The 22405-nt window shown below is 58.7% G+C and carries 21 protein-coding genes; 11 read left to right on the plus strand and 10 right to left on the minus strand.

What is annotated here, in order from left to right:
• Position 1 precedes the first annotated feature (1 nt).
• Positions 2 to 316 (minus strand): hypothetical protein, encoded by a 315-nt coding sequence (locus NW833_RS04555; RefSeq protein WP_414395706.1) that lies wholly within the window; start codon positions 314 to 316, stop codon positions 2 to 4.
• Positions 313 to 900, minus strand: a complete 588-nt coding sequence (locus NW833_RS04560) for a DUF3177 family protein (protein ID WP_414411694.1) — start codon at positions 898 to 900, stop codon at positions 313 to 315. The genes NW833_RS04555 and NW833_RS04560 overlap by 4 nt, the downstream gene beginning before the upstream one ends.
• Before the next feature lie 301 nt (positions 901 to 1201).
• On the opposite strand from NW833_RS04560, the gene NW833_RS04565 reads away from it, so the two are divergent.
• The 8 genes from NW833_RS04565 to NW833_RS04600 all read left to right on the plus strand — a co-directional run bounded on the left by NW833_RS04565 (position 1202) and on the right by NW833_RS04600 (position 7194).
• The gene (locus NW833_RS04565; protein ID WP_414405916.1) at positions 1202 to 1732 is read left to right on the plus strand and encodes a hypothetical protein; all 531 of its coding nucleotides are present in this window, start codon (positions 1202 to 1204) and stop codon (positions 1730 to 1732) included.
• Between the two features lie 5 nt (positions 1733 to 1737).
• A complete protein-coding gene (gene atpB, locus NW833_RS04570) occupies positions 1738 to 2484 on the plus strand; it encodes a F0F1 ATP synthase subunit A (RefSeq protein WP_414411695.1) in 747 nt (248 codons plus the stop codon).
• Between the two features lie 227 nt (positions 2485 to 2711).
• Complete coding sequence (gene atpE / locus NW833_RS04575) at positions 2712 to 2960, plus strand: ATP synthase F0 subunit C (RefSeq protein ID WP_414395918.1); 249 nt, start codon at positions 2712 to 2714, stop codon at positions 2958 to 2960.
• A 93-nt stretch (positions 2961 to 3053) separates the two neighbouring features.
• A complete protein-coding gene (locus tag NW833_RS04580) occupies positions 3054 to 3527 on the plus strand; it encodes a F0F1 ATP synthase subunit B' (RefSeq protein WP_414411696.1) in 474 nt (157 codons plus the stop codon).
• Positions 3528 to 3563: 36 nt separating this feature from the next.
• A complete protein-coding gene (locus NW833_RS04585) occupies positions 3564 to 4091 on the plus strand; it encodes a F0F1 ATP synthase subunit B (RefSeq protein ID WP_414411697.1) in 528 nt (175 codons plus the stop codon).
• A gap of 25 nt (positions 4092 to 4116) precedes the next feature.
• Entirely contained in the window at positions 4117 to 4665 is a 549-nt protein-coding gene (gene atpH / locus NW833_RS04590; RefSeq protein ID WP_414411698.1) for an ATP synthase F1 subunit delta, read from the plus strand.
• A 37-nt stretch (positions 4666 to 4702) separates the two neighbouring features.
• Positions 4703 to 6223 (plus strand): F0F1 ATP synthase subunit alpha, encoded by a 1521-nt coding sequence (gene atpA / locus NW833_RS04595; RefSeq protein WP_414411699.1) that lies wholly within the window; start codon positions 4703 to 4705, stop codon positions 6221 to 6223.
• A 26-nt stretch (positions 6224 to 6249) separates the two neighbouring features.
• Complete coding sequence (locus NW833_RS04600) at positions 6250 to 7194, plus strand: F0F1 ATP synthase subunit gamma (protein ID WP_414411700.1); 945 nt, start codon at positions 6250 to 6252, stop codon at positions 7192 to 7194.
• On the opposite strand, the gene NW833_RS04605 is transcribed toward NW833_RS04600, so the two are convergent.
• From NW833_RS04605 to NW833_RS04640, 8 genes are all read right to left on the minus strand, one after another.
• Entirely contained in the window at positions 7191 to 8864 is a 1674-nt protein-coding gene (locus NW833_RS04605; protein ID WP_414411701.1) for an ABC transporter permease, read from the minus strand. The two genes, NW833_RS04600 and NW833_RS04605, sit on opposite strands and share 4 nt — an antisense overlap.
• Positions 8865 to 8985: 121 nt before the next feature.
• Entirely contained in the window at positions 8986 to 10038 is a 1053-nt protein-coding gene (locus NW833_RS04610; protein WP_414411702.1) for a Fe(3+) ABC transporter substrate-binding protein, read from the minus strand.
• Between the two features lie 209 nt (positions 10039 to 10247).
• Positions 10248 to 13970, minus strand: a complete 3723-nt coding sequence (locus NW833_RS04615) for a PAS domain S-box protein (RefSeq protein ID WP_414411703.1) — start codon at positions 13968 to 13970, stop codon at positions 10248 to 10250.
• A gap of 110 nt (positions 13971 to 14080) precedes the next feature.
• Positions 14081 to 14656: a hypothetical protein gene (locus NW833_RS04620; RefSeq protein ID WP_414405924.1), complete on the minus strand. Its 576-nt coding sequence runs from the start codon at positions 14654 to 14656 to the stop codon at positions 14081 to 14083.
• A 48-nt stretch (positions 14657 to 14704) separates the two neighbouring features.
• Positions 14705 to 15313, minus strand: a complete 609-nt coding sequence (locus tag NW833_RS04625; protein WP_414411704.1) for a Uma2 family endonuclease — start codon at positions 15311 to 15313, stop codon at positions 14705 to 14707.
• A 27-nt stretch (positions 15314 to 15340) separates the two neighbouring features.
• The gene (locus tag NW833_RS04630; protein ID WP_414395677.1) at positions 15341 to 15925 is read right to left on the minus strand and encodes a Uma2 family endonuclease; all 585 of its coding nucleotides are present in this window, start codon (positions 15923 to 15925) and stop codon (positions 15341 to 15343) included.
• A gap of 43 nt (positions 15926 to 15968) precedes the next feature.
• Entirely contained in the window at positions 15969 to 16115 is a 147-nt protein-coding gene (locus NW833_RS04635) for a hypothetical protein (RefSeq protein WP_414411705.1), read from the minus strand.
• Between the two features lie 3 nt (positions 16116 to 16118).
• A complete protein-coding gene (locus tag NW833_RS04640; protein WP_414411706.1) occupies positions 16119 to 16553 on the minus strand; it encodes a Uma2 family endonuclease in 435 nt (144 codons plus the stop codon).
• Positions 16554 to 16724: 171 nt separating this feature from the next.
• Between NW833_RS04640 and csx2 the strand changes: the two genes are divergently transcribed.
• The 3 genes from csx2 to NW833_RS04655 all read left to right on the plus strand — a co-directional run bounded on the left by csx2 (position 16725) and on the right by NW833_RS04655 (position 22374).
• On the plus strand, positions 16725 to 18032 hold the full coding sequence (gene csx2 / locus NW833_RS04645; RefSeq protein WP_414411707.1) for a TIGR02221 family CRISPR-associated protein: 1308 nt from the start codon (positions 16725 to 16727) through the stop codon (positions 18030 to 18032).
• 224 nt (positions 18033 to 18256) lie between these two features.
• Positions 18257 to 21244, plus strand: coding sequence for a type III-B CRISPR-associated protein Cas10/Cmr2 (gene cas10, locus NW833_RS04650; protein WP_414411708.1), 2988 nt, complete (start codon positions 18257 to 18259; stop codon positions 21242 to 21244).
• The gene (locus NW833_RS04655) at positions 21241 to 22374 is read left to right on the plus strand and encodes a type III-B CRISPR module-associated protein Cmr3 (RefSeq protein WP_414411709.1); all 1134 of its coding nucleotides are present in this window, start codon (positions 21241 to 21243) and stop codon (positions 22372 to 22374) included. The genes cas10 and NW833_RS04655 overlap by 4 nt, the downstream gene beginning before the upstream one ends.
• The last annotated feature ends 31 nt before the right edge of the window (positions 22375 to 22405 follow it).

Below are 22405 nucleotides of genomic sequence, written 5' to 3' on the forward strand. Positions count from 1 at the left end.
CCTACTCGGCTACTGGGATCCCTTCTTGGATTAGCCAAGCCCTCAACTCCTCCCAGCTGCGGTAGAGAGCTAAAACCTGGGAGTGCTCAGGGTGGTAAGGGGCCCTGAGGCGCTCTAACTGTAAGAAGCGAGCCTGAGGAGGGATCACCGGCACCTCTGGATCGGGGGGGGTGGGCCGGCGCAGGGAGCTGCTATAGCCGCGGTAGATGAGCACCAAATCCGTTTCCCCCTCGCTTTCCACCTCTACCCGCAGCACCTCCTGGGGGTGGGCTTGGCTGTAGCGCTCTAGAGCCAGCGGCCAGGGCAGGGCGCTCATGCTGCCAACTCCCTTTTCTCGGTAGGGGGCCGCAGCCGCCAGACGAAATAGACGCCGTAGAGTAGGTAAACTACCAAGCCCCAGGCCCCTAGGCTCCCGAGCAGCTCGGGGGGTACATTGGGATGGAAGATCTCCCGAAAGCCCAGCGGCGGCTCAAACCAGGCTCGACACTCCAGCGACAAAGAAGCCTGGAAGGCGCAGGGCATAAAGGCTCCCGAAAAGAAGAACCCGACCCCCATATAGCCAGTCAGGATCCACCGCCAGAGCAAGAAAGCCCGCGCTGCCCAGCTTCTCGACTGCTCGAGGGCGGTGCTCCAATCCCGCCAGAACCAAAGGCTGAGCGGGATCAAAAGCCGTGCCATTGCCCCGCTCAGGAAACTGATGGGCAGGCCGCCAATCATGAGATATACGGTTACCGCCAACAGGCTAGACACCCGCCAGTAGACAATCAGAAGCTGGATCAGGGGCCCCAGCCCCACCGCAAAAGCCCAAACCAAGAGAGCTAGCGGCACCACCACGGTCAGCGCCACAGCTAGGCTGTAGTCCGCCCAAATGGCTTTCAGCAGCCACTCCTGTGGGATCATCCTCTCCTTCTCTCCTTCCTGACCCTAGTATGCTGGGATCCGCAGCAGGATCCCCCAGGGGTACAGAATACTACCCCTCCCCAAGACTTTACGCTGCAGGCTTTTGGAAAGTTTTCCAATTCTCGCCATTGCCCATCCAGGAAGGTGGTAGATTCTTAAAGGAACACCTTGTGGGCCAGCCGTCTTTCTGGAAGGCAGATGGGAGTTTCCTAGGGCCTTGGTTTGGCCTAGTGTGTTAAGTATTGTTACTCAGCCATGGTATTTTTAAGGCCGACCCCTAAGAGGTAGGAATCCCGCTTCCATGTCCCCTTCTTTCAGACTTCTCTCCCACAGTCCCAGCCGCTGGAAGGCAGCCCAGTGGAAGCCCAGGCCCTTGCCTCCCCTAGAGGACGTGCCCCTTTCTCAAAACGATGAGGAAGAGAGGGGCTGCCAAGCTTCGCTGCAGCCAGAGCCAACCTCTCGCGAGGGGACAGTGGGCAGAAGCTATGCGGCACTGCAGTTATGGCTGGCGCTAGTTACCCTTAGCGTGAGCCTGCCCATTGCCCTGGGGTTGGCTTTGGTTTACTCGCCAGGGGTTGCAGGCAACTACTTGCTAGGGGCAATGGTCGGCGTAGTCTATCTGCGCATGCTGGGCCGCAGCGTGGCAGAGCTGGGCAAAACTCGCAGCCGTTTAGGGGTGACGCGCCTAGCTTTGTTTGTTGGGCTGATGGTTTTGGCTGCGAAGGTGAAGTCCCTACAGATTTTGCCCATCTTCTTTGGGTTTATGACGTATAAGGTCACCCTGCTCATCTACCTCGTCCAGACGTTGAGCCGTTTATCTTCCTCTTCCTGATGCTTATGAGCCCGTCCTTCTCCTCGCCTTTTCTCTTAGCAGAGCTTGAGGTTGGCCATCACCTCTACTGGCACCTGGGCAAGTTTACGGTCCACGGCCAGGTTCTGATTACCAGTTGGATTGCCATTGCCCTGATTTTGACGGTGGTGCTGCTGGGCACTCGTCAACTGCAGCGGGAGCCCGCTGGCTTGCAGAACTTTGTTGAGTATGTTTTGGAATTTGTGCAAAGCATTGCCCGTGCCCAGATTGGCGAGAAAAACTTCCGGCCCTGGGTGCCCTATGTTGGCACCTTGTTTCTGTTTATTTTTGTCTCCAACTGGATGGGGAATCTTTTCCCCTGGAAGTTGATCCCGTTGCCGGAAGGGGAGCTGGCTTCTCCCACCAACGACATCAACACCACTGCCGGCTTGGCGCTGCTTACCAGTATCATGTATTTCGTGGCCGGCATCAGCAGGCGGGGGCTGTCCTACTTTAAAAAGTACATCGAGCCCACGCCGGTTCTGTTGCCCATCAACGTTCTAGAAGATTTCACCAAGCCCCTCTCCCTAAGCTTCCGTCTGTTTGGCAACATCTTGGCCGAGGAGCTGGTGATTGCGGTGTTGGTGTTGCTGGTGCCCTTGTTGATCCCGGTGCCGGTGATGATCCTGTTCCTGTTTACCGGAGCCATTCAGGCTTTAATCTTCGCAACCCTCTCGGCGGCTTACATTGGAGAGGCGCTGGAAGGCCATGGGGGTGGGGATCACCACGATTGAGCTGCCGAGGAGTCGGCGAGGGCTGGGGCGCTCAGCTCTCCCCACCTCTTCCGGGGGTTGTTGCCGGGGCTGGGTAAGGTTTGTTGGGGCCGAGGGCCTGTGCCCAGAGGTCGCCGACAAGGGGGCGATCGGCTCGGATACTCCAGCCAGATCACCTCAAACCAAAGGCGCTGTTGCAGTCGTGCCTACTTCTGTTCTGTAACGACGAGGAGAATCTCACGATGGCTATGGATTCGTTAACCTCTGCTGCCTCTGTTTTGTCTGCTGCTCTGGCTATTGGTTTGGGATCCCTGGGTCCAGGGCTGGGCCAAGGGAATGCTGCTGCTGCGGCCATGGAGGGGCTGGCCCGCCAGCCAGAGGCGGAAGATAAGATCCGCGGCAGCCTGTTGATCAGCCTGGCCTTCATGGAAGCTCTGACCATCTACGGCTTGGTGGTGGCGCTGGTGCTTTTGTTTGCTAACCCCTTCGCCTCCTAGTGCTGTCGTCTCGGGGGCAGTCTGGACAGTCCCTGCCGGCTTGCCCCCTAGTCTTGCTTCAGCTCAGAATCCCGTTTTTGTCCCTGAGGCCCCATGATCTCCTCAGCCCTTTTGGCCGTCGAGGCCGCCGAGAAAAATGGTCTCTTCGACTTGGATGCCACCCTGCCCATCATCGCCATTCAATTTCTGTTGTTGGTAGCCGTGCTTAACTCTCTCTTCTACGAGCCGGTTACTCGGGTTATTGACAGCCGCAACGACTACATCCGCTCCACCCAGGCGGAAGCTCAGGAGCGGTTGGAGAAGGCAACGGCCCTGGCCCAAGAGTACGAGGCGGAGATTAGCCGAGCTCGCCTACAGGCGCAGGCCGTGATTGCCGAGGCGGAAGCGGCTGCTGCTCGCATCCGTTTAGAGAAGCTGGCGGCAGCTCAGGCAGAGATCCAAGCCAAGCTGGAAGCGGCGCGGCGGCAGGTTGAGCAGGAAAAGCAAGCAGCCCTTGAACAGCTGCAGCAGCAAGTGGAGGCCATCGCCGCCCAGATTACCGAGAAGTTGCTAGGCAGCGTCCGTTGAGTGGCTGGTTAAACGTTCCTTGGGGAGTAGCTTGTGATGCTGGGGTTTAGCTGGATGCCCGCTTGGCTTTTGGCCGTGGCTGAGCCAGGGATCCTCGAGGCGGTTCTAGAAAGCAACCTCATCAACATCGCCATTATCCTAACTTTGCTGTACCTCTTGGGTCGCCGAGTGGTGGGGGAAGCGCTGGCTAAACGGCGGGAAAGCATCCTCGAAGAGCTGCGGCAGGCGGAGCAGCGCAAGCAGGAAGCCCTCGAGAGGCTGGCGAAGGAACAGCAAAAGCTGGCACAGGCCCAGCAGGAAGCAGAGCGCATTCGCCGTCAGGCGGAAGCTAGCGCAGAGGCCCGCCGTCAGGAGATGTTGCAGCAGGTGGAGCAGGAGATCGAACGGCTGCGCGCCAAAGCGGCAAGGGATCTCGCCGCCGAGCAAGAGCAAATTCTCCAAGAGCTGCGCCGCCAAATTGTTCGCCAAGCGCTGCGCAAGGTGGAACAGGAGCTGCCGCAACACCTCAATGAGCAGATTCACCATCGCCTCATTGAGCAAGGGATCCAGATGCTTGCCCGCTAGGTGAGTTCAGGAGAAACGGAAACCCATGCTGAACCGGAAAATGGCTCTTAGGGTAGTGGATCCCTACGCCGAGGCTTTGGTTTCTCTGGCTTCTGGACAGGGGTTGCTGGACACCTTTACCGCCGATGTGCGCTTTATTGCCGCTGTTTTGCAGGCCACGCCGGAGCTGGGCCAGTTTCTGGCTAGCCCCCTGGTGAAGACGGAAGCCAAGAAAAACCTTCTGCAGCAGGTGTTTGCCGATCAGATCCACCCGCTGCTGCTCAACGCCCTTCAGCTGTTGACCGACCGCCGCCGCATCATGTTCCTTGGGGCTCTCTGTCAGCGTTTCTTGGAGCTGCAGCGGAAACTGCAAAACATTGTTCTTGCGGAGGTAACTGCCGCAGTGCCCTTGACCGAAGCCCAGCAGCAATCCCTCCGGGAGCGGGTAAAGGACTTCACGCAAGCCAGCAGCGTGGAGCTGCAGATTAGCCAAGATCCCACGGTGCTAGGCGGAGTGATCCTCAAGATTGGCTCCCAGGTCATTGACCTCAGCTTGCGCGGCCAGTTGCGCCGGCTGGCGCTGCAGCTCAGCTAGCTTAAGTTTTGAGATCCCCTTTCCTGAGAGGACTGCCATGCCTACCATTCGCCCAGATGAGATTAGCACCATCATCAAGCAGCAGATCGAGCAGTACAACCGGGAGATGCAGGTCTCCAATGTCGGCACGGTTCTGCAGGTAGGAGACGGCATTGCCCGCATCTATGGCTTGGAGAAGGTGATGGCCAGTGAGCTGCTGGAGTTTGAGGATGGCACGCTGGGCATTGCTCTCAACCTCGAGGAAGACAACGTCGGCGCCGTGCTGATTGGCGACGGCCGTAACATCCAAGAAGGCTCTACCGTCAAGGCCACAGGCAGAATTGCCAGCATTCCCGTAGGGGAAGCCCTGCTGGGCCGCGTGGTCGATCCCTTGTGCAATCCCCTCGACGGCAAAGGGCCGATTCACTGCACCGAGACTCGCCTCATTGAGTCCCCAGCTCCCAGCATCATTGACCGCCGCTCGGTGTATGAGCCGCTCCAGACCGGCATCACCGCCATCGACGCCTTGATCCCCATTGGGCGGGGACAGCGGGAGCTCATTATCGGCGACCGCCAAACGGGTAAGACCACCCTTGCGGTCGACACCATCCTCAACCAAAAAGGACAGGACGTCATTTGCATCTATGTGGCCATCGGCCAGAAGCAGAGCAACATCGCCCAGGTGGTGAACATCCTAACCGAGCGGGGGGCAATGGACTATAGCATCGTGGTGGCTGCTGGCGCCGACAGCCCGGCCCCCCTACAGTGGCTGGCTCCTTACTGCGGGGCCACCATTGCCGAATACTTCATGTACCAAGGCAAGCACACCCTGGTGGTCTACGACGACCTGTCCAAGCAGGCAGTAGCCTACCGCCAGATGTCGCTGCTGTTGCGCCGTCCCCCCGGTCGGGAAGCCTATCCGGGCGATGTGTTCTATCTGCACTCGCGGCTACTGGAACGGGCAGCCAAGCTCAACAGCCAATTGGGCGAGGGATCCATGACCGCCCTGCCAATTGTGGAAACCCAGGCCAATGACGTGTCGGCCTACATTCCCACCAACGTTATCTCCATTACCGACGGCCAGATCTTCCTGGAGTCGGATCTGTTCAACGCTGGCATTCGCCCAGCCATCAACATTGGCATTTCCGTTAGCCGCGTTGGCTCGGCGGCGCAAACCAAGGCCATGAAGAAGGTCGCTGGCTCCCTGAAGGTGGAACTGGCGCAGTATCGGGATCTGGAAGCCTTTGCCCAGTTTGCCTCCGACTTGGATGAGGCCACCCAAAAGCAACTGGCCCGCGGCCAACGGCTGCAGGAGATCCTCAAGCAGCCCCAATATTCGCCCCTGTCTTTGGACCAGCAAGTAGCCATTATCTATGCGGGAACGCAGGGCTACCTGGACGACATCCCGCTAGAGAAGGTCTCCAGCTTCAAGCAGGGACTGCTGTCCTACTTGAGCACCGCCCATCCCAAATATGGCGAAATCGTCCTCTCCACCAAGCAGCTTACCGAGGAGGCGGAAGAGATCCTGAAAACCGCCATTGCAGAGTTCAAGCAAAGCTTTGTAGCTCAGGCAGCCTAAGGGCAGATCCAACAAGAGAGAGGGTTATGGCCAAGCTAAAGCCAATTCGGGATCGCATCAAGGCAGTGAAGAACACCCGTAAAATCACGGAGGCCATGCGCCTGGTGGCGGCAGCGCGGGTGCGGCGGGCTCAGGAGCAGGTGATGGCTACCCGTCCCTTTGCCAATCGCCTGGCCCAGGTTTTCTATCGGCTGCAGACGCGGCTGCGGCTGGAAAATGTCGAGCTGCCCTTGCTAAAGCAGCGCCCTGTGGCAACAGTGGGCCTGCTAGTGGTGGCTGGGGATCGGGGTCTGTGTGGCCCCTACAACGCCAACGTTATCAAGCGTACTGAAGAGCGAGTGGGCGAGCTGCAGGAAACAGGGCAGCAGGTGCAGCTTTACCTGGTAGGCCGCAAGGCGGTGCAGTATTTTCAGCGGCGCTCTGCCCCTATCGCCAAGACCTACGTGAATCTGCCGCAGATCCCCACTGCCGCTGAAGCCGCTCAAATTGGGGATGAGCTGCTCTCCGCTTTCCTCTCTGAGAAGGTGGACAAGGTGGAGCTCATCTACACCCGCTTTGTCTCCCTGATTAGCTCGCGGCCAGTGGTGCAATCCCTGCTGCCTCTAGACCCTACGCGCCTGGCTGCTCGCGACGACGAGATCTTTAACCTGCTGGTGCGGGGGGGAGAGTTTACCGTCGAGCGCAGCAAGATCGTTGCTCCTGTCTCAGCCCCGCCGCCGGACATGATCTTCGAGCAGGATCCCGTGCAAATCCTGGATGCGCTCCTGCCTCTGTACCTGAACAATCAATTGCTGAGGGCTCTGCAGGAGGCAGCAGCCAGCGAGCTGGCGGCCCGGATGACAGCTATGAGCAATGCCAGCGACAACGCCACTGAGCTTATCCGTACCCTCACCCTTGACTACAACAAAGCTCGGCAAGCGGCCATTACCCAGGAGATCCTCGAGGTGGTGGCAGGTGCCGAGGCCCTCTAGGTCTCTTCCCGTCCGGAAGAGTACAAGTGACGCTGCCGGGCCATTTGGGAGTTGAGCAGGATGACAGGCAAGAGCCCCACCAAGACCATTGCCAAAGCAGGGGCACCGGCCTCGGCCAGGCGTTCGTCGGCAGCCATGCGGTAGGTGTAAACGGCCAGGGTATCGAAGTTAAAAGGCCGCAGCACCATCGTGGCTGGCAGCTCCTTCATGACATCCACAAACACCAGCAGCATTGCCCCCAAGATCCCGCCTCCCATCAGCGGCAGGTGCACTCGCCACAGGGTGCCCAGGGATCCCTGCCCCAGGCTGCGGGCTGCCTCGTCCAGGCTGGGGGGGATGCGCAGCAGGGTTGCCTCGACGGTGGCTAGAGCCACTGCCAAAAAGCGCACCAAATAGCCAAATACCAGGGCGGCGATGGTGCCGCTAAGAACCAAACCGGGTGGCTGCTGAAAGAGCACCTGCCGCAAGTAGCTCAGCAGTTGATCCAGTCGCCCCAGGGGAATCAGAACTCCCACGGCAATCACCATACCTGGCAGCGCGTAGCCTAAAGAAGACAAGCGCACTGCCAGCCGCAGGCTCCAGGTGGATCCCCGCTGCAGCCGCAGCCCATACAGCACCACCACCGACACCGAAACGGCAATCACCGCTGTGATGGTGGCTAGTAGAAGGCTATTCCGGGCGTAGCTCCAAAAGTGGCGGCCCACCGCTCCCTGGCGCAGCGTCATCTGGAGCAGGATAAGGGCGGGGACGACAAAGCCTAGCCCAACCGGGATCCCACAGGCTAGCCACGCTCCCACCGCTCGGATCCCCTGCAGACGGTAGCGGGCTAGAGCTGGCCTAAGCCCTTGGCGATAGTAGCGCGCCCGCCGGCGCAAGAATTGCTCCAAGCCCATCAGCAGCAACACCCACAGCAACAGCAGCGCCGAGAGCTGAGCTGCTGCCACCGGATTGCCGAGGGCCGTCCAAGTGCGGTAGATGCCGGTGGTAAAGGTATCGACCCCGAAGTAGCTGACGGTGCCGAAATCGTTCAGGGTCTCCATCAACGCTAGGAGGCAGCCAGCCACGATCCCTGGCCGCGCCAAAGGCAAAGCCACCCGGAAAAAGCTAGCCCAGGGCCCGTAGCCTAGGGAACGGCTCACCTCCAAACAGGCCACCGACTGTTCCTGGAAAGCTAGCCGCGCCGAGAGATACACATAGGGGTAAAGAGTCAGCGTCATCAGCAGGATGGCCCCCCCCAGCGAGCGAATGTTGGGGAACCAGTAGTCGCCGATCCCCCAGCCGGTGACCCGCCGTAGCCAGATCTGGAAGCCCCCAGTTACTTGCAAAAAATCGGTGTAGGCATAGGCCAACACATAGGTAGGGGCCGCCAGGGGCAACACCAGCATCCACTCCAGCCAGGCCCGTCCCCAAAACTCGCACATCGTCACCAGCCAGGCGGTGCCGCTGCCCACCAGGATGACTCCCAGCGCCACCCCCGCCATTATCAGCAGGCTGTTGCGCACATATAGCCCCAAGACCGTGTCAACCAGGTGCCCCCAAACCTGCCGCTCGTCGGCAAGGAGGCTGAGCAGCACGGTTAGCGTGGGAATCAAAATTAAGCCCGTCAGGGCTACGGTCAGCAACGTCCAGCCGCTGAACCATCGCCTCCAAGCGCTCTTGAATTTAGCCAAGCTAGCTTTCCCATCAACTGCAATGGCAATTCCTGAGAGCTGGCAAAAATCTGATCTAGCCATACCGGGGAGCCAAGAAGAAGGCTCTCGGCAACCCCGGCATTTTGGGTGAACCTAGCCCTTACCGCCAACCAGCCCGATCCATGACTTTCAGGGCCTCGGGGGTAACGCGGCCAATGCTGGCGGCGTTGATCGTGTCTTCCTTGAAGGTGCCAAAGCTGGCCACCACCGAGTCGATCTCCGCCCCCCGCAGCACCGGGTACTCGTTGTTGCTCTGGGCAAAGATAGCCTGCGCCTCTGGGCCGGAGAGAAACTCCAGAAACTGGATGGCAGCCTCTTTATTGGGAGCGGTTTTCAGAATGCCGGCGCCGCTGATGTTGACGTGAGTGCCGCGATCCTTTTGGTTGGGGAAGAAGACGCCGATTTTCGCGGCTACAGCGCGATCTTCAGGCTGGTCGGATTTGATCAAACGCGCCAGATAGTAGGTGTTGGCCAGGGCCACGTCTCCTACGCCAGCGGCTACGGCTTTGATTTGATCAATATCTCCCCCCTCCGGCGGGCGCGCAAAGTTGGCCACCAAGCCCCGCGCCCACTTTTCCGTCTCCGGGATCCCGTGCGCCAAGATGATCGAAGCCGTCAGAGACTGGCTGTACACATTGCTGGAGGAGCGAGTGAGCACCTTGCCCCGCCACTTGGGGTTAGCGAGATCCTCATAGGTGGACAGCTCCTTGGGATCCACCTTGTCCTTGTTGTACATGATTACTCGCGCCCGCTTGGTCAGGCCGAACCAGTAGCCTTCCGGATCCCGCAGGGATTCTGGGATGTTTTTAGCGAGCGTCTCCGACTGGATAGGTTGAAACAGGCCTTCGTTTTGAGCCCGCCACAGCCGGGCCGCATCCACCGTCATGAAAATGTCGGCGGGGCTGTTGGATCCCTCGCTGCGGAGGCGCTGGAGAATCTCGTCGGCGTTGCCCTGCACCCAGTTTACCCTAACGCCCGTTTTCTGTCTAAACAGTTCGTATAGTTTTTCATCTGTGCTGTAGTGCCGAGAGGTGTAGAGGTTGACCTCCCGGTTGGCGCCGCGAGCCGAACGCCCCAGCGAGCCTACTGTCAAGGCTACCGATCCCAACACAGCTGCGTTAACCAACTGCCGTCGCGATAAGCGCATACCCAACTCCTAAACTCAAAAAAATCTCAGGAAAAGCTGCTGCCCTGATTCCGTCAGCAGCAACGGATCTAGCCCTAGAAGCGGACCAACCCTTCCAAATCCTGCTTTTCTAGACCAAGCCTATTGAGAGTCTGTATCAGTAGCTTCGCCCTAGGCAATGATAGGGGATCTCAAGTACTGAGTCAAGCTCTTAGGAGCTATTCTCACCAAGCAGATTAAAGTTGCGGCAGATGGGGCAGGTGGAGCGTAAAGGTTGTCCAGCCGGCGGCGCTGCTGACCTCGATGGATCCGCGCAACTGATCCACCATCTGTTTCACCAAGGCCAGGCCTAGACCCGTGCCCCCTTCCTTCCAGGGATCATTGCTGGGAATGCGGTAAAAGCGCTCAAAGATGCGCGTGAGCTCCTCGGCAGGGATCTCTTGACTATTGCTGACCTGGATGCGGCTTTGACGATTTTCCGTTTCGATCTGCAAGCGGATGGATCCCTGGGGTGGGGTGTATTTCACCGCATTGTGCAGCAACTCGCGCAGGATTCGCCCTAAGAGCAAGGGATCGGTCGTGAGGGAGCTCTCCAGGGGAACGCTGGCTTGGAAAGTTTGCCCCTTGGCGCGGGCCCGCTCTTGGGTAACCGTCAGCAGATCCCCCAGCAGCTCCCGCCAGGTGAGGGCTTGGATGTTCAGGGCATAGGCCCCGGCTTGTAGCCGCTGCAGATCCAGCAGGTCGTTGACGAGCTCGATTTCCCGCTGGCATTCCCGCTCAGCAATAGCCAGGTATTGGGCTCGCTTCTCCTCAGAGGGAGCTATCTGCAGCATTTTGAGAGCCATCCTTAGGCTAGTGAGGGGAGTGCGCAGCTCGTGGCTGACGGTGCTGATGAAGTCGTCTTTCAATTGGTTGAGGCGCTCTAGAGCTTGCACCTGCTCTTGGGCAGCTTGGAACAAGCGCGCCTGGCGCAGTCCAATGGCACATTGGTTGGCCACCTGCTGGATAAGTCGGATCTCCTGGTCGTCGAAAGGACGCCGAGCCGATCGAAAGATCCACAGATCCCCCAGGACTTGGCCTTTATCTAGCAAGGGACAAGCCATCACTACTTGGCAGTTTTCCAGGGCTTTCCCTGAAAAGCAAAATAGACAAGACTGCCCCCTGAGCAGTTGTCGATGAACGTCTCCGTAAGGGCCTCTCTGCAAAGGTACAGAGAGATTTAGGTAAGACTTCGAGCGGGGGCAATACTCGTAGCGGATGGTGGCGAGGGTGAAATCGGCGTTGTAAAGGCTGATGTCGCAGCCATCGGCATCTAGACTTTCTCCCAGCTCGCGCACGGCGGCGCTGAGGATCTCAGCTTCGTCGAGAGAATCGCGCACGCGGTTGGTAATGCTTCTTAAGAGAGCCTCAAATTGCAAAGCCCGCTCTAGCTCCGCAGTGCGCTGCCGCACTTTTTCCTCCAGCGTTTGGTTTAGAGCTTTTACCTGCTCGTACAACTGAGCCTGTTGCAACGCGATAGCCAACTGGTCGGTCAGTTTCTGCAAAAGCTCAATTTCCCACTCCTGCCACGGGCGGCTGGATTGGCAGTGCTGCGCCACCAAGAGGCCCCAAAGGTCTTCACCCCGTCGGATTGGGATCACCAAGTTGGCCTGGGCCTGGAAAGATTCCAAGAGCTGCCGATAGCAAGGATCCAAACTGGCGGTCGCCACATTTTCGATGGCTTGCACAAAGCCCTGCTGGTACTTGGGATGGCAGGGATCCCTGGGGAAATACTCATCCCACACGTAGCGGCCCAAGTGACTAGGCCAGGGATCCACCACTGACTCAGCGGCCACAAACCCCCCTGCCCCCTCCTGCAACTGGTAGATCATTACCCGATCCACCTGGAGAAACTCCCGCACCTCGGCAGTGGTTGTTTGCAAAATAACTGGCAGGTCTAGAGCTTGTCGGATCCGCCGCAGCAAAGCCCCTAGTAGTCGCTCCCGCTCTGCTTCTTGCATCAACAGATCCTGAGCCTGCTTAAGAGGCGTTATGTCCACAACAACGCCACAGACGGCATAGGGATCCCCCTGGCAATCTCGCAGGGCAAATTTGGTAACCCACTGGCTCAATTGCTTGCCATTGCGGGAAAAAATCCGCTCGTAGCTGACAGGATCCGGAGATTGGAGAGCTCTCTGATCCTGCTCTCGGAACTCGCGGGCCTCTTCGGGAGTGAAAAGCTCATCATCCAGCTTGCCAATAAGTTCTCCTAGCTCAAAACCTCTCTGTTGTAGATAAAACCTGTTGGCGTGAAGATAGCGCCCCTCCAGGTTTTTGAGGAAGATGGAAAAGGGGATGCTGTCCAGAATAGCTCTAAGGCGAGCCTCACTTGCTTGTAAAGCCAGCTCTATCTCTTTTTGCTCGGTGATGTCTTCCGTAACACCTACAAAGCGGATGATTTCTTGCCGCTCATTAAAAATAGGCTGACAGGAAGAGCGTAACCAGCGCAGGCTTCCATCTCGATGGAAGATGCGGTAGGTGATTGGCTGCTCCCCTCGAATAACTCGAGGAAGAGATTGAAGAACACGGGGCAGATCTTCAGGGTGAAGCCTTTCTTTCCAAAGATCCGGTTTTTGATAAAACTCCTCCGGGGTGTATCCCCAGATGCTTTGACACCGGGGGCTTTCGTAGAGAACTTGGCTGAGATCTGCGGAACAGACGAAGAAATTCACCGGCACAGCCTCGGCCATTTCCCGAAAGCGGGCTTCGCTTTCCCGCAAAGCTAGTTCCACCTGCTTTTGTTGGGTAATGTCGCGGCTGCTGCACACAATCCCCTGCACTACAGGATCCTGCAAAAGGTTGGTGCAGCGGCTCTCCAGCCACACCCAATGGCCATCGGCGTGCTGGGCCCGATAGACAAAGCTGAGCGTCTCGCCTGGGCTAGCTCTTAGGCGCTGGAAAGCGTTGACAACAGCCTGTCGATCTTCAGGGTGGATCCACTCCCAAGGCAGCGGCTCTCCCTCTTCAAGACAGCGCCCTAGGATCCTCTTAGCCGCCGGTGGGTTAAGGCAATGCAACCGGTCCTGGCCGTCAATTCGGCACAAGATCTCATGGCTGTTGTTGATGAAGGCGCAAAAGCGCTCCTGCTGCTCTACTAGCTCTTGTTGCAGGCGCTTTAGCTCGGTGATGTCTAGGCTAACGCCGAGAACCCCCCGCCCTTCCGATTGCTCTCTCAGGGGCACGACTACGGAATAGGTATAGCGCTCTTCTCCCTGAACGAGCTCTTTCCCCTCGTACTTGACAACTTCCCCTCGAAGGGCGCGGGCGACATACTCTTGCCAGTCCCCGTGTTCTTGAGCCACTGCCTCCAAAGAAGTGCCCAGCAGATCGCCAAACCAGGCGCGGTCGGTGGCATTTTGTAAAATCAGCACTCCTTGAGGATCCCTGGCCCACACCGCCAACGGCAGGGCATCTAGCAAAGCGCGCAGTTGGGCTTCCCGCAGCCGCAGGTTTTCTTCCCATTGCTTCTTCTCGGTAATGTCTCGGCCTAGCCCACGAATAAACTGCAACCGGCCCCGCCAGTCAAAGATGCCCTGGTTGACCCACTCAAACCAGCGCACCTCTCCCCGCCCATCTATTAACCTACTGACTTGGCTAAAGAAGGGGTGCTGAGGAGTGAGCTGGGCTATTTTCTGCCGCACCTCCTCTTGCTCCTCTACTGGCAGGGCCTCAAGCCAGCGCCTGCCCCGCCAATCGCCTAAAACCTTCCGACAAGTTTCGTTGCACTCCACAACCGTTGTATCCGCCCGCGCCAGCATGACGATGTCTGCAAAGCCCAGCTGAGCTTGCTGCAGCCGCCGCCTTTGCCAGTAGATCAGCACTGCTAGAGAAGATCCCCAAAGGACTAGCCAAAGCCAAGTGGGCAAAGTGTTCTGGCTGAGTAAGGTAATCAGGTTAACCAAATCCCTAGGGACGCTCATAGAAGTTAGGCTGGCCGATTAATCGGTAGCATTTCTAACCTAGAATCAGGCATTGTGCCAGCATTTCCGCTATCTCCCTGGGGAGGACAGTATCCCCTGACAAGGGAGCTTTAGGACAAGGGGTTCTTTTTTGGATTTCCTAGATATGCCTGAATCCAGCCCACCAGCCGCTGAGAGAGCACGAAAGCCTCTGGCTCGCTCCCTTTGACGCCTACTTGGCTATTGAAGCAAGCGATGACCTCCTCTTTCAGATCAGGCTGGGAAGGGTCTTCGCGAAACTGGAGCCGCACCTGACTTTGGACTTGGAAACTCTCTTGGGCTTGGTTGTCTAAGAGCTCCCAGCCTACCCGATGTATCCGCACCCCTTGCAATTGAGCCAAGGGATAGGAGAACGCCTGCTGCCGCCAAATTCCCCAAGGGCCACGCAGACGGGTTAAGGTGACCCGTTGGTTTTCGCGATCCAAGCTCAAGATTTGCCCCAACCCCCAAGGGATCCCAGTCCATAGGCCCACCCCCACAAGCACCAACCCCAAGAGCAGCGAACGAGCCCACAGCTGGGATCCCAGCGCCAACAGCCCTAGGCCCACAACCACCCGCCAGGCCAGTTGCTCAGGGGTAAACCTTTGCAGGGCAATCCGCAGCCGTCTGGGGTTGCGCTCCAGGACTTGCAGGTGAAGTGGTGCCATGAAAGCGGATCCCGTTTTTGGGGCCAGTTTACCAGGTGCCTTAGAACCCTAGAACTCAGGCTCGGCAAAAAACTCTGACAAATCCAAGGCAAAACCAGGGATCACCTCTTCGCCTTCCAGAATGTCCCCTGGCCGCTTCAATGCTGCGGGCTCAGGCTGGCGGTAGACTAAAACATACTTTTCTTCGGGATGAATGACCCAAACAAGCCGGGATCCGTTCTCAAAATACTCGACAATTTTGTCGTGGATCTCTCCTACAGTATTGGCCTCAGAGAGAACCTCTATAGCCAGGTCTGGAGCTCCCTCGATATAGCCCTTGGGGATCCCGCCAAGGGATCGCAATCGCTCTTTGGAGAAGAAAGAACAATCTGGGGAGCGGCGATTGCCAGATTTCATTTTAAACGAGGTATCAGCGTCGAAAGTAAAGCCGAGCTTCTGGCTGCGGACGTAGGCGCCTAGGATGATGTGAATCAAACTTACATAGTACCCATGCTTCGCACCTGCCGAGCCCACGGCAACCAGTTCCCCGTTCACAACTTCATAGCGATTGCCATCATCGGGCAGGGCCATAAACTCTTCATCAGTCCAAATCTTCCGAGGAACTGCTGCAGAGTTTTCAGCAAGCTCTTGCGCTAGCCCTTCTAGAGCTTCAATCATGGTAACCCTCTCAAATAGCTAAAACAACTAAGGGATCCTCGCTTGGGCAAACACATCTTGAGGGACAACCGCCAGGCCTGGCAGGAACTCATCCTGAATCACTTGGGATCCAGTAAATGTCCGCGGTGGGGCATCGGGATAAAAGACTGTGATGCTCTTAGCTTGGGGATCCACCACCCAAACTCGGGGGACGCCCGCATCCAAGTAATCGGCTACTTTCTGAAGCATCGCCCCAAAGCTTTGGCCAGGAGAAAGGATCTCAATCACCCACTCAGGAGCTACCGGACAAGGTCCATCTTGGGTATGCTGGGCTGGCCAGCGCTCAAAGGAAACATAGAGTAGGTCGGGAACCGGAAACCATTCTTTCCCTTGCCGCTGCAAAACAATCGCTAACTCTGTGTATACATCCCCCTTGCCCTGACACCATGCATCCAGGATCCAAAGCAGTCGTTTCTGCAGGGAGGCATGAAACCTTTGGGGCGACATGGGCGCATCCTTGGGGACGGCTTGTCCATCGACCAGCTCATAGGTAACATCTCCCTCTGGCAAGGCTAGAAACTGCTCGGGAGTCAGTTTTTGACCTGAAACCAGCGGCTCTGTAGTTGATAGCATCAGGAGATCCTCCTTATCTTTTGCTGTTTGAGGTTGCTGCTCGCTAAGGGATCCGCGCTTGGGCAAACACATCCTGAGGAACAACCTTCAAGCCCGGCAAGAAATCCTCTTGAATAGCTTGGGATCCCGTAAAGGTCTTTGGCGGGGCATCGGGGTAGAAGACTGTGATGCTCTTGGCCTGCGGATCCACAATTCAAACGCGGGGGATCCCGGCCTCCAGATAATCCGCTGCTTTTTGAAGTACAGCCCCAAAACTCTGCTCTGGAGAAAGGATCTCAACCACCAGTTCAGGAATGGCAGAACAGGGCTCATCGGCCATGGCTTCAATTGGCAATCGCTCATTGGAGATGTAGGTGATATCCGGAACCGGGATCCAGGGCTCCCCTTGTCGACTTAGGACAATTGCCCATTCAGCGTGAGCGGATCTCGGCTTGGGACACTCAGCAGCGGAGCACCAGTCCTCAAGGATTCGCCACAAGATAGGCTGAAGACGAGCGTGGAAGCGCCTTGGCGACATGGGTTCATGTTTGGGAACAGCTTGCCCATCGACCAGCTCACAGGTAGCATCTTCCTCTGGCAAGGCGAGAAATTGTTCGGGAGTGAGCGATAGCTTTTTGGTCGAGATCATGCTGGAATCCCCATCGCTCCAGAGGCCAACTGCTTTCTAGGTTAACTTCAGGCTCTTTCACCTTCTCTGTTTGGGAAAAGGCGTCTTGTTTTCGTGAAGGGGGGCTTTCAGGTTGCAGGAGCTTGCCAGCGCCTATGCTTTGATTGTTGCAGGCTCACCTGGAGGATCCCTATGGCCAAAACCCTTTTGACTACCCTGGGCACCACCAAATACACGGAGACAGTGTATTTCTTTGGAGAGCAAAGGGCAGATAAAACCTGCTACGTTGCCAAAGCCCTCTGCCAGCTTTTTGAGATCGACAGGGTTGTTCTCCTGCTTACCAAAGAAGCCCGCGCTACGCACTGGAACTGTCTGCAGGACTGTCTTCCCTCCCACGTGGAGAAAATTGCCAGGGCTATCCCCGAAGGGAAAACCGAGGCAGAGACTTGGGAGATCTTCGACGTGCTGGTGGATAGCATCGAGCCTAACACCCAGCTGCTTTTTGATATCACCCACGCCTTTCGCTCCATCCCGGTGCTGATGCTCTTGGGAGCCGCCCTTTTGCGCAAGGCTAAAAACGTCGAGATCCAGGGGCTCTACTACGGCCTCTACCGCCATGGCCAGGCAGAAACCCCCATCATCGATCTCACGCCGGCCATTCGGCTTTTGGACTGGCTGACGGCTAGTGACAAGTTCATCAGCACCGGCTCGGCGGTGGAACTGGGGCAGCTTTTGGACAGGGTTCAACGGGACTTTTACCGGCAGCAAAAGCCCGGCAAAGGGGATCCCCGGCCCACCCGGCTGCAGAGCTTTGGACAGGCCATCCGGGACATCTCCCGTTCCCTGGAGCTGGTGAGGCCCGTCAGCCTGCAGGAGGACTTGCGCAAGTTACAACGACACTCCACCGAGGAGTTGGCAAAGGAGGCAGGCCAATTTGCCAAGCCCCTTGGCCTACTGCTGCAAAGTATTCAAGATAGCTACAGCCAACTGGCGCTGCCGGCAGAAAAGGCGGCGGATCCCCAAGCGCAAGTTCAAAAGCACTTTCAACTGCTGCGCTGGTATGTTGAAAAGCGCCTCACCACCCAAGCCATTCTCTTGGCCCGCGAGTGGGTGGTCTCCGCCCTTTGCCTCTGTGAGGGGCTCCAAAACTACCGCGAACGAGAAGCGCGGCAAGTAGTTGAACACCAGTTGGGATCCCTTATCCAGCGGAAAAAGCAGCCCTTGGGAGATCCCCCTGCAACTGGCGAATCAGTCCAGCAAGAGGAGCAGCTTCAGTTCCTTCCTCCCATTGCCGCCCACGTTTCGGATGTGAAGCAGCTTGCTGATCTTTGGTCTTGCCTAAGCGAATACCGCAACGACGTGGCCCATGGGCAGATGAATCCCGATCCCCTAGGCGGCGAGGCCTTGGAGAGCTTTGTGCTGCAGAAGCTGCTGCCCAGCTTGGAGGCGCTGTTTCCCGAATTGACTCGGCTAGAAAAGGATCCCTCCGCTTCTTGGTAAACCCAAGACATTGGCAGCTTCGTTCCCGCTTTTCAAGCCTAGTTAAAAAGTTGGCCAAGCTCAAGCTTGATCCTCCCAGACGACCAGAAAAAAAGCTGAAGAAATCTGGGAAGCAAGGGGGATCGACGGATGGTGTTTTGTAGCCTCTGTAACCTCGACACCAGACGGCTGTCGGGTTCTTGTCTTTGTTGTTCTAAACGTCCCCTTCCTGCTGCGAGAACACCATGGCTTATCACTACTGGCAAGCGAAGCTTTGGGGTCTGCTGCACGACCCCGCCCTCAAGGCCCTCCACGACGCCTCTGGCCGCGCCAAGGAAGGACTGTGGCCAGACCTAGCGGCGATGCGGGGGTGGATCTCGCCCAAGGCAGAGGGATCTCCTCTAGAAAGCGTTGGCGATGCGGATCTGGTCGCCTCCGCCAGCGATCGGGCTGCTATTGGCCACCTGCCGGTTGCCATCGACTACCAGGTAGCTGATTGCAGCCAGAGCCTGGGGCCGGGCCTAGAGATGAGCCATCTCCTTTCGGGGCGCAAGCGCTTTTGGCAACTGCCCGAAGAAGAACACCGCGCCCTGCGGCAGGCCAGCTCCCGCGCCGAGTACCTGCTGCGGCGGGAAGCAAGGGTGGTTCCCGACTGGATCTGGCAAGAGGAGGACATCCAGAAGGTGTTCTGGTGGTTCTGGCGCTGTTTCCCCCAGGCGTTGGTTCGGGAATTTGGCGATGAAAACCTTCTGCTTTTGCCAGCAGAAACGCGGCTGCCCGATGGATCCCTGTGGAGCCACACCAGCGTTGTGGCGGCCCTAGCAGGCTGTTTGGCCGGCTACGACGAACCCAAGTTCACGCGGCCTTTTTTGGCCAGCTTTACCTTCAACCCCATCCAGGAGCTGATCAAAGCCAGCCGCAAGATGCGGGACTTCTGGGCTGGATCCTGGCTGTTGCACTACCTCTCGGCACGGCTTTGCTGGGAGCTGGCGGAGAAATACGGCCCTGACTGTCTACTCTACCCCAGCCTCTACGGCCAGCCCTTGATCGACGCCTGGCTCTTGAAGCGATATCCCGAATTTGCCCAGTGGATTCCTCAGCCTTCTGCCAACGCCCTCCTCACTGCCGGCTTCCCCAACGTGCTCCTTTTGCTATTGCCCCAAGATCGGGTGCAGGCGGCCATGCAGTTTGCCCAGCAGACCCTCAAAGACGAATGGCGGCAGCTAGCGCAAAAGGCGCTGGAGCACCTGCAACTGGAGCGCCGCTGGCTGGTGCAGTTGCGCCCGGAGGATCCCACCTGGAAGGGATGGCTGGAGCACCAGTGGCAGATCTACTGGGCGGCGGCGCCCCTGGGATCCCCCCACCAAAGGCTTAAAGACACCGCCATCCTCAAGTCCCAGGAGTCCATCGAGCGGGATCCCTGGGTCAGCGCCCAAAACCGCACCTACCATCTCAAAGGAAAGCGGCAGCTTTTTGCCGACCCGGAGCTGAAGTTCCTGCGGATCAGCTTCTGGGATCCCGAAAGGCAGCAGCACCGCCAGCACAAGCCAGGGCTAAACGTAGGCTCCTGGTGGGCAGCGGCAGTGGAGGCGACGCGCCGGCTGCAGGCTGCCTGCAAACAGGCCCGCGATTGGCAGTTGTCGGTGGCCTTTGGGCCGCGCAGCACCGTCTCTGGCCTAGGGCCGGTGGTTCACCCTTCCCCCAGGAATCGCTGGATTAGCGAAGGGGAGAGCCGGCGGCTTTGGCAGCGCCAGGCAGGGCTTTTCGATGGCCGCGAGCAGCTCAACGCCACCGAAACGGTTAAGCGGGCCCTAGACAAGGTGTTGCCGGAGCTCTTCCCCACCCTCGACGAAGACGAGGTCGCCGCTTCCTACCCAGATCTCACTGCTGGCGTGGCCGGTTACCTGAAAACCCACGGGCGACGCGAGCTGGAGCACTTCGAGCAGGCCTGCCGCGCCGTTGAGGCCATCCACCCCGCCATTCGGGAGGTCATCCGAGAAATGCGCGGCAAGTGGGGGATCCCGTGGGCTGACCAGCAAAACCTGCGCTACCACCCGCGGCTGCTCAACGCCGGCTGGCTGGTGGAAGACCTGGAAGCGGACGAGGCAACCCAGAAGCGCTGCCGCCAGGAGATAGAAGCCACCCTCAGCCGCTACTACCCCAGCATCAACCCCGCCAGTTGGTACGTGCTGGCCGCGGGCGATGGCGACGACATGGGCCAGTGGCTGAGCGGGGGGAAGATGAAGCCCTACTACGACTACCTGCCCCAGCCGCTGCAGCGCCTAGCGGATGGCCAGAGGGACGCTATTGGCCGCGTCCTCGACTCTGAAGAGCTCAAGCAAGTCAAGGACGCCTTCAGCGAGTTTGTTAAAGCCAGCCGCAAGCGCATGGGCCCAGCCACCCACAGCGCCCTCAGCCGGGCTCTGTTGGATTTTTCTGGCCAGTTGGTGCCCTACCTTACTGAACAGCGCTATGCCGGCAGGCTCATCTACGCCGGGGGGGACGACGTTCTGGCCTACACCAACCTCTGGGAGTGGGATAGTTGGCTCTGGGACATCCGCCAGTGTTTCCGCGGCGGCGAAGACGACTGGCGCGAGTTTGCCAACGAAGGGGACTACTGGCAGTGGCAAAAGGCGCAGTTGCCGGCTGGCCTAAGCCGTCGCCCTCTTTTTACCCTGGGATCCCTGGCCAGCATTAGCTTTGGGGTGGTGATTGCCCACCACTCGGTGCCCCTGGCCATTGCCCTGGAAAACCTCTGGGAGGCCGAACAAGGGGCCAAGGGGCAGGCCTATGCCTCTAGCAGCCCCAAGGACAGCGTCCAGGTGCGGGTGCTGTTTGCCAACGGCAACCAACTGGTGAGCACCTGCAAGTTCGACACCTTCGACAAGTGGAAGGATCTGCTGGACTTCGACTGGAAGCTGTTGGGCCAGAAGCAGGATCAGAGCTCTCTGTTTGAGCAGGCCGCCCAGCTTTGGGAGCAGCACCCAGCCCCCACCTTGGAAGCAGTGCCCGATTGGGCCCGCTTGTTCTGCAGCCGCCGGGATCTCTTTCGCGGCGAAAGTGAGCAGAAGGATCGCTTCCAGGCCAAGCTGGTCGAGTTTATTCAGCACTTCTGGCAGCACAGCCTGCCCGCCCAGCCGGCGGCGTGGGATCTGGCCATCAAAAACTGGTTCAAGCTGGCGGCCTTTGTGCTGCGCAACCGCACCGTGGAATTGGGGAGAAATGCGCGATGAGTTGGTTTGTGCTCTCGCCCTTGGATGTGTGGATGTTTCGCGATGCCAAGCCCTTTGCGCCGGGGGAGCGGGCCTGGGCCACCAGCGGCTTTCCGCCCAGCGGGCACACCCTTGCCGGCGCTATCCTAGCTCACCTGGGCCAGCCGGCAACCCTGCGCCTCTGCGGCCCCTTTCTCTGCTGCGAGGAGCAGCTTTACTTCCCCAGCCCCTTGCACCTTTACCAGGGATCCCCCCTGGTGCCCATCCCCTGGCTGGAAGAGGGCCATGCCTACGGCAGCTACCGCTGGGATCCCACCCGGCCAGCCCCTCTGGTGACAGCGGCTCAGCTCGAGGAAGAAAAAAGCCCGCAAAGCCCCAAGCAAAAGGCTGCTGGCTACCTACCCTGGCAGGCGGTGCAAAAAGCCCTGCAAGGCAAGGGCTGGGATCTGGAGCAGGCAGTAAAGTCCCCCTGGGTAGAGGAAGTGCGGCCCCACAACACCCTGCAGGCAGGCAAACGCCAGGTGCGGGAGACCGATGGCTACTTTGTGGAAACCTGCATCCGCCTGCAGCCCGGCTGGAGCCTGGCTCTTTCCATCGAGTGCTGGGATCCAGAGCGCGAAAGCTGGGATCCCTTGCCCCTAGCGCAGGAAGTAGTGGTGCGGCTAGGGGGAGAAGGCCACGCTGCTCTCCTCAGCCCCTGCCCAAAGCTGGGCAAGCAGTGGCAAGTGCTGCAGGAGCTCTCCCAGCAGACCTTCCGGCAAGCCCGCCGAGCTCTGGCCTACCTGGTGACCCCCGGCGTGTTCATCAAAAAGGTGGAGGGGCGCTCCCTCTGCCGCGCCTGGCCCTGGGAGTGGCGCTTGGCCACCCCTCATCCTGCCCACTCCCTCACTGGCCCTCTGGTGAGCGTGGCCACCGGCAAACCGGTTCCCATTAGTGGCCGCCTGCGGGTGGAGTCCCTGACAGAGCCGCGCAAGACCAGCCTGCCAGCTCCGCAAGTGTTTGCCGCCCCGCCTGGCAGCATCTACTACCTGGAGCATCCAGCTCCCCTTGCCCAGGACGAGCCGGAGCTGGAAGATGGCCGGCTCAACGTCTTCCACCGCTGGCGGCTTCTAGGCTACAGCGAGTTGCTCTGGCTGCCTTGGGCCCATTGAGCTTGCTTTTGAAGTCCTGTTTTAACGGATA

Origin of the sequence: Synechococcus sp. O70.1, from assembly GCF_047462215.1 — a bacterium.
GTDB lineage: Bacteria > Cyanobacteriota > Cyanobacteriia > Thermostichales > Thermostichaceae > Thermostichus.

Excerpts from the sequence above, each read along its gene's own strand:
- NW833_RS04560 (WP_414411694.1), bottom strand. The coding sequence starts at position 900 with ATGATCCCACAGGAGTGGCTGCTGAAAGCCATTTGGGCGGACTACAGC.
- NW833_RS04585 (WP_414411697.1), top strand. The coding sequence starts at position 3,564 with ATGCTGGGGTTTAGCTGGATGCCCGCTTGGCTTTTGGCCGTGGCTGAG.
- NW833_RS04625 (WP_414411704.1), bottom strand. The coding sequence starts at position 15,313 with ATGATTGAAGCTCTAGAAGGGCTAGCGCAAGAGCTTGCTGAAAACTCT.
- NW833_RS04580 (WP_414411696.1), top strand. The coding sequence starts at position 3,054 with ATGATCTCCTCAGCCCTTTTGGCCGTCGAGGCCGCCGAGAAAAATGGT.
- atpA (WP_414411699.1), top strand. The coding sequence starts at position 4,703 with ATGCCTACCATTCGCCCAGATGAGATTAGCACCATCATCAAGCAGCAG.
- cas10 (WP_414411708.1), top strand. The coding sequence starts at position 18,257 with ATGGCTTATCACTACTGGCAAGCGAAGCTTTGGGGTCTGCTGCACGAC.
- atpB (WP_414411695.1), top strand. The coding sequence starts at position 1,738 with ATGAGCCCGTCCTTCTCCTCGCCTTTTCTCTTAGCAGAGCTTGAGGTT.
- NW833_RS04630 (WP_414395677.1), bottom strand. The coding sequence starts at position 15,925 with ATGCTATCAACTACAGAGCCGCTGGTTTCAGGTCAAAAACTGACTCCC.
- NW833_RS04615 (WP_414411703.1), bottom strand. The coding sequence starts at position 13,970 with ATGAGCGTCCCTAGGGATTTGGTTAACCTGATTACCTTACTCAGCCAG.
- NW833_RS04620 (WP_414405924.1), bottom strand. The coding sequence starts at position 14,656 with ATGGCACCACTTCACCTGCAAGTCCTGGAGCGCAACCCCAGACGGCTG.
- NW833_RS04600 (WP_414411700.1), top strand. The coding sequence starts at position 6,250 with ATGGCCAAGCTAAAGCCAATTCGGGATCGCATCAAGGCAGTGAAGAAC.
- atpE (WP_414395918.1), top strand. The coding sequence starts at position 2,712 with ATGGATTCGTTAACCTCTGCTGCCTCTGTTTTGTCTGCTGCTCTGGCT.
- NW833_RS04555 (WP_414395706.1), bottom strand. The coding sequence starts at position 316 with ATGAGCGCCCTGCCCTGGCCGCTGGCTCTAGAGCGCTACAGCCAAGCC.
- atpH (WP_414411698.1), top strand. The coding sequence starts at position 4,117 with ATGCTGAACCGGAAAATGGCTCTTAGGGTAGTGGATCCCTACGCCGAG.
- NW833_RS04565 (WP_414405916.1), top strand. The coding sequence starts at position 1,202 with ATGTCCCCTTCTTTCAGACTTCTCTCCCACAGTCCCAGCCGCTGGAAG.
- NW833_RS04655 (WP_414411709.1), top strand. The coding sequence starts at position 21,241 with ATGAGTTGGTTTGTGCTCTCGCCCTTGGATGTGTGGATGTTTCGCGAT.
- NW833_RS04640 (WP_414411706.1), bottom strand. The coding sequence starts at position 16,553 with ATGATCTCGACCAAAAAGCTATCGCTCACTCCCGAACAATTTCTCGCC.
- csx2 (WP_414411707.1), top strand. The coding sequence starts at position 16,725 with ATGGCCAAAACCCTTTTGACTACCCTGGGCACCACCAAATACACGGAG.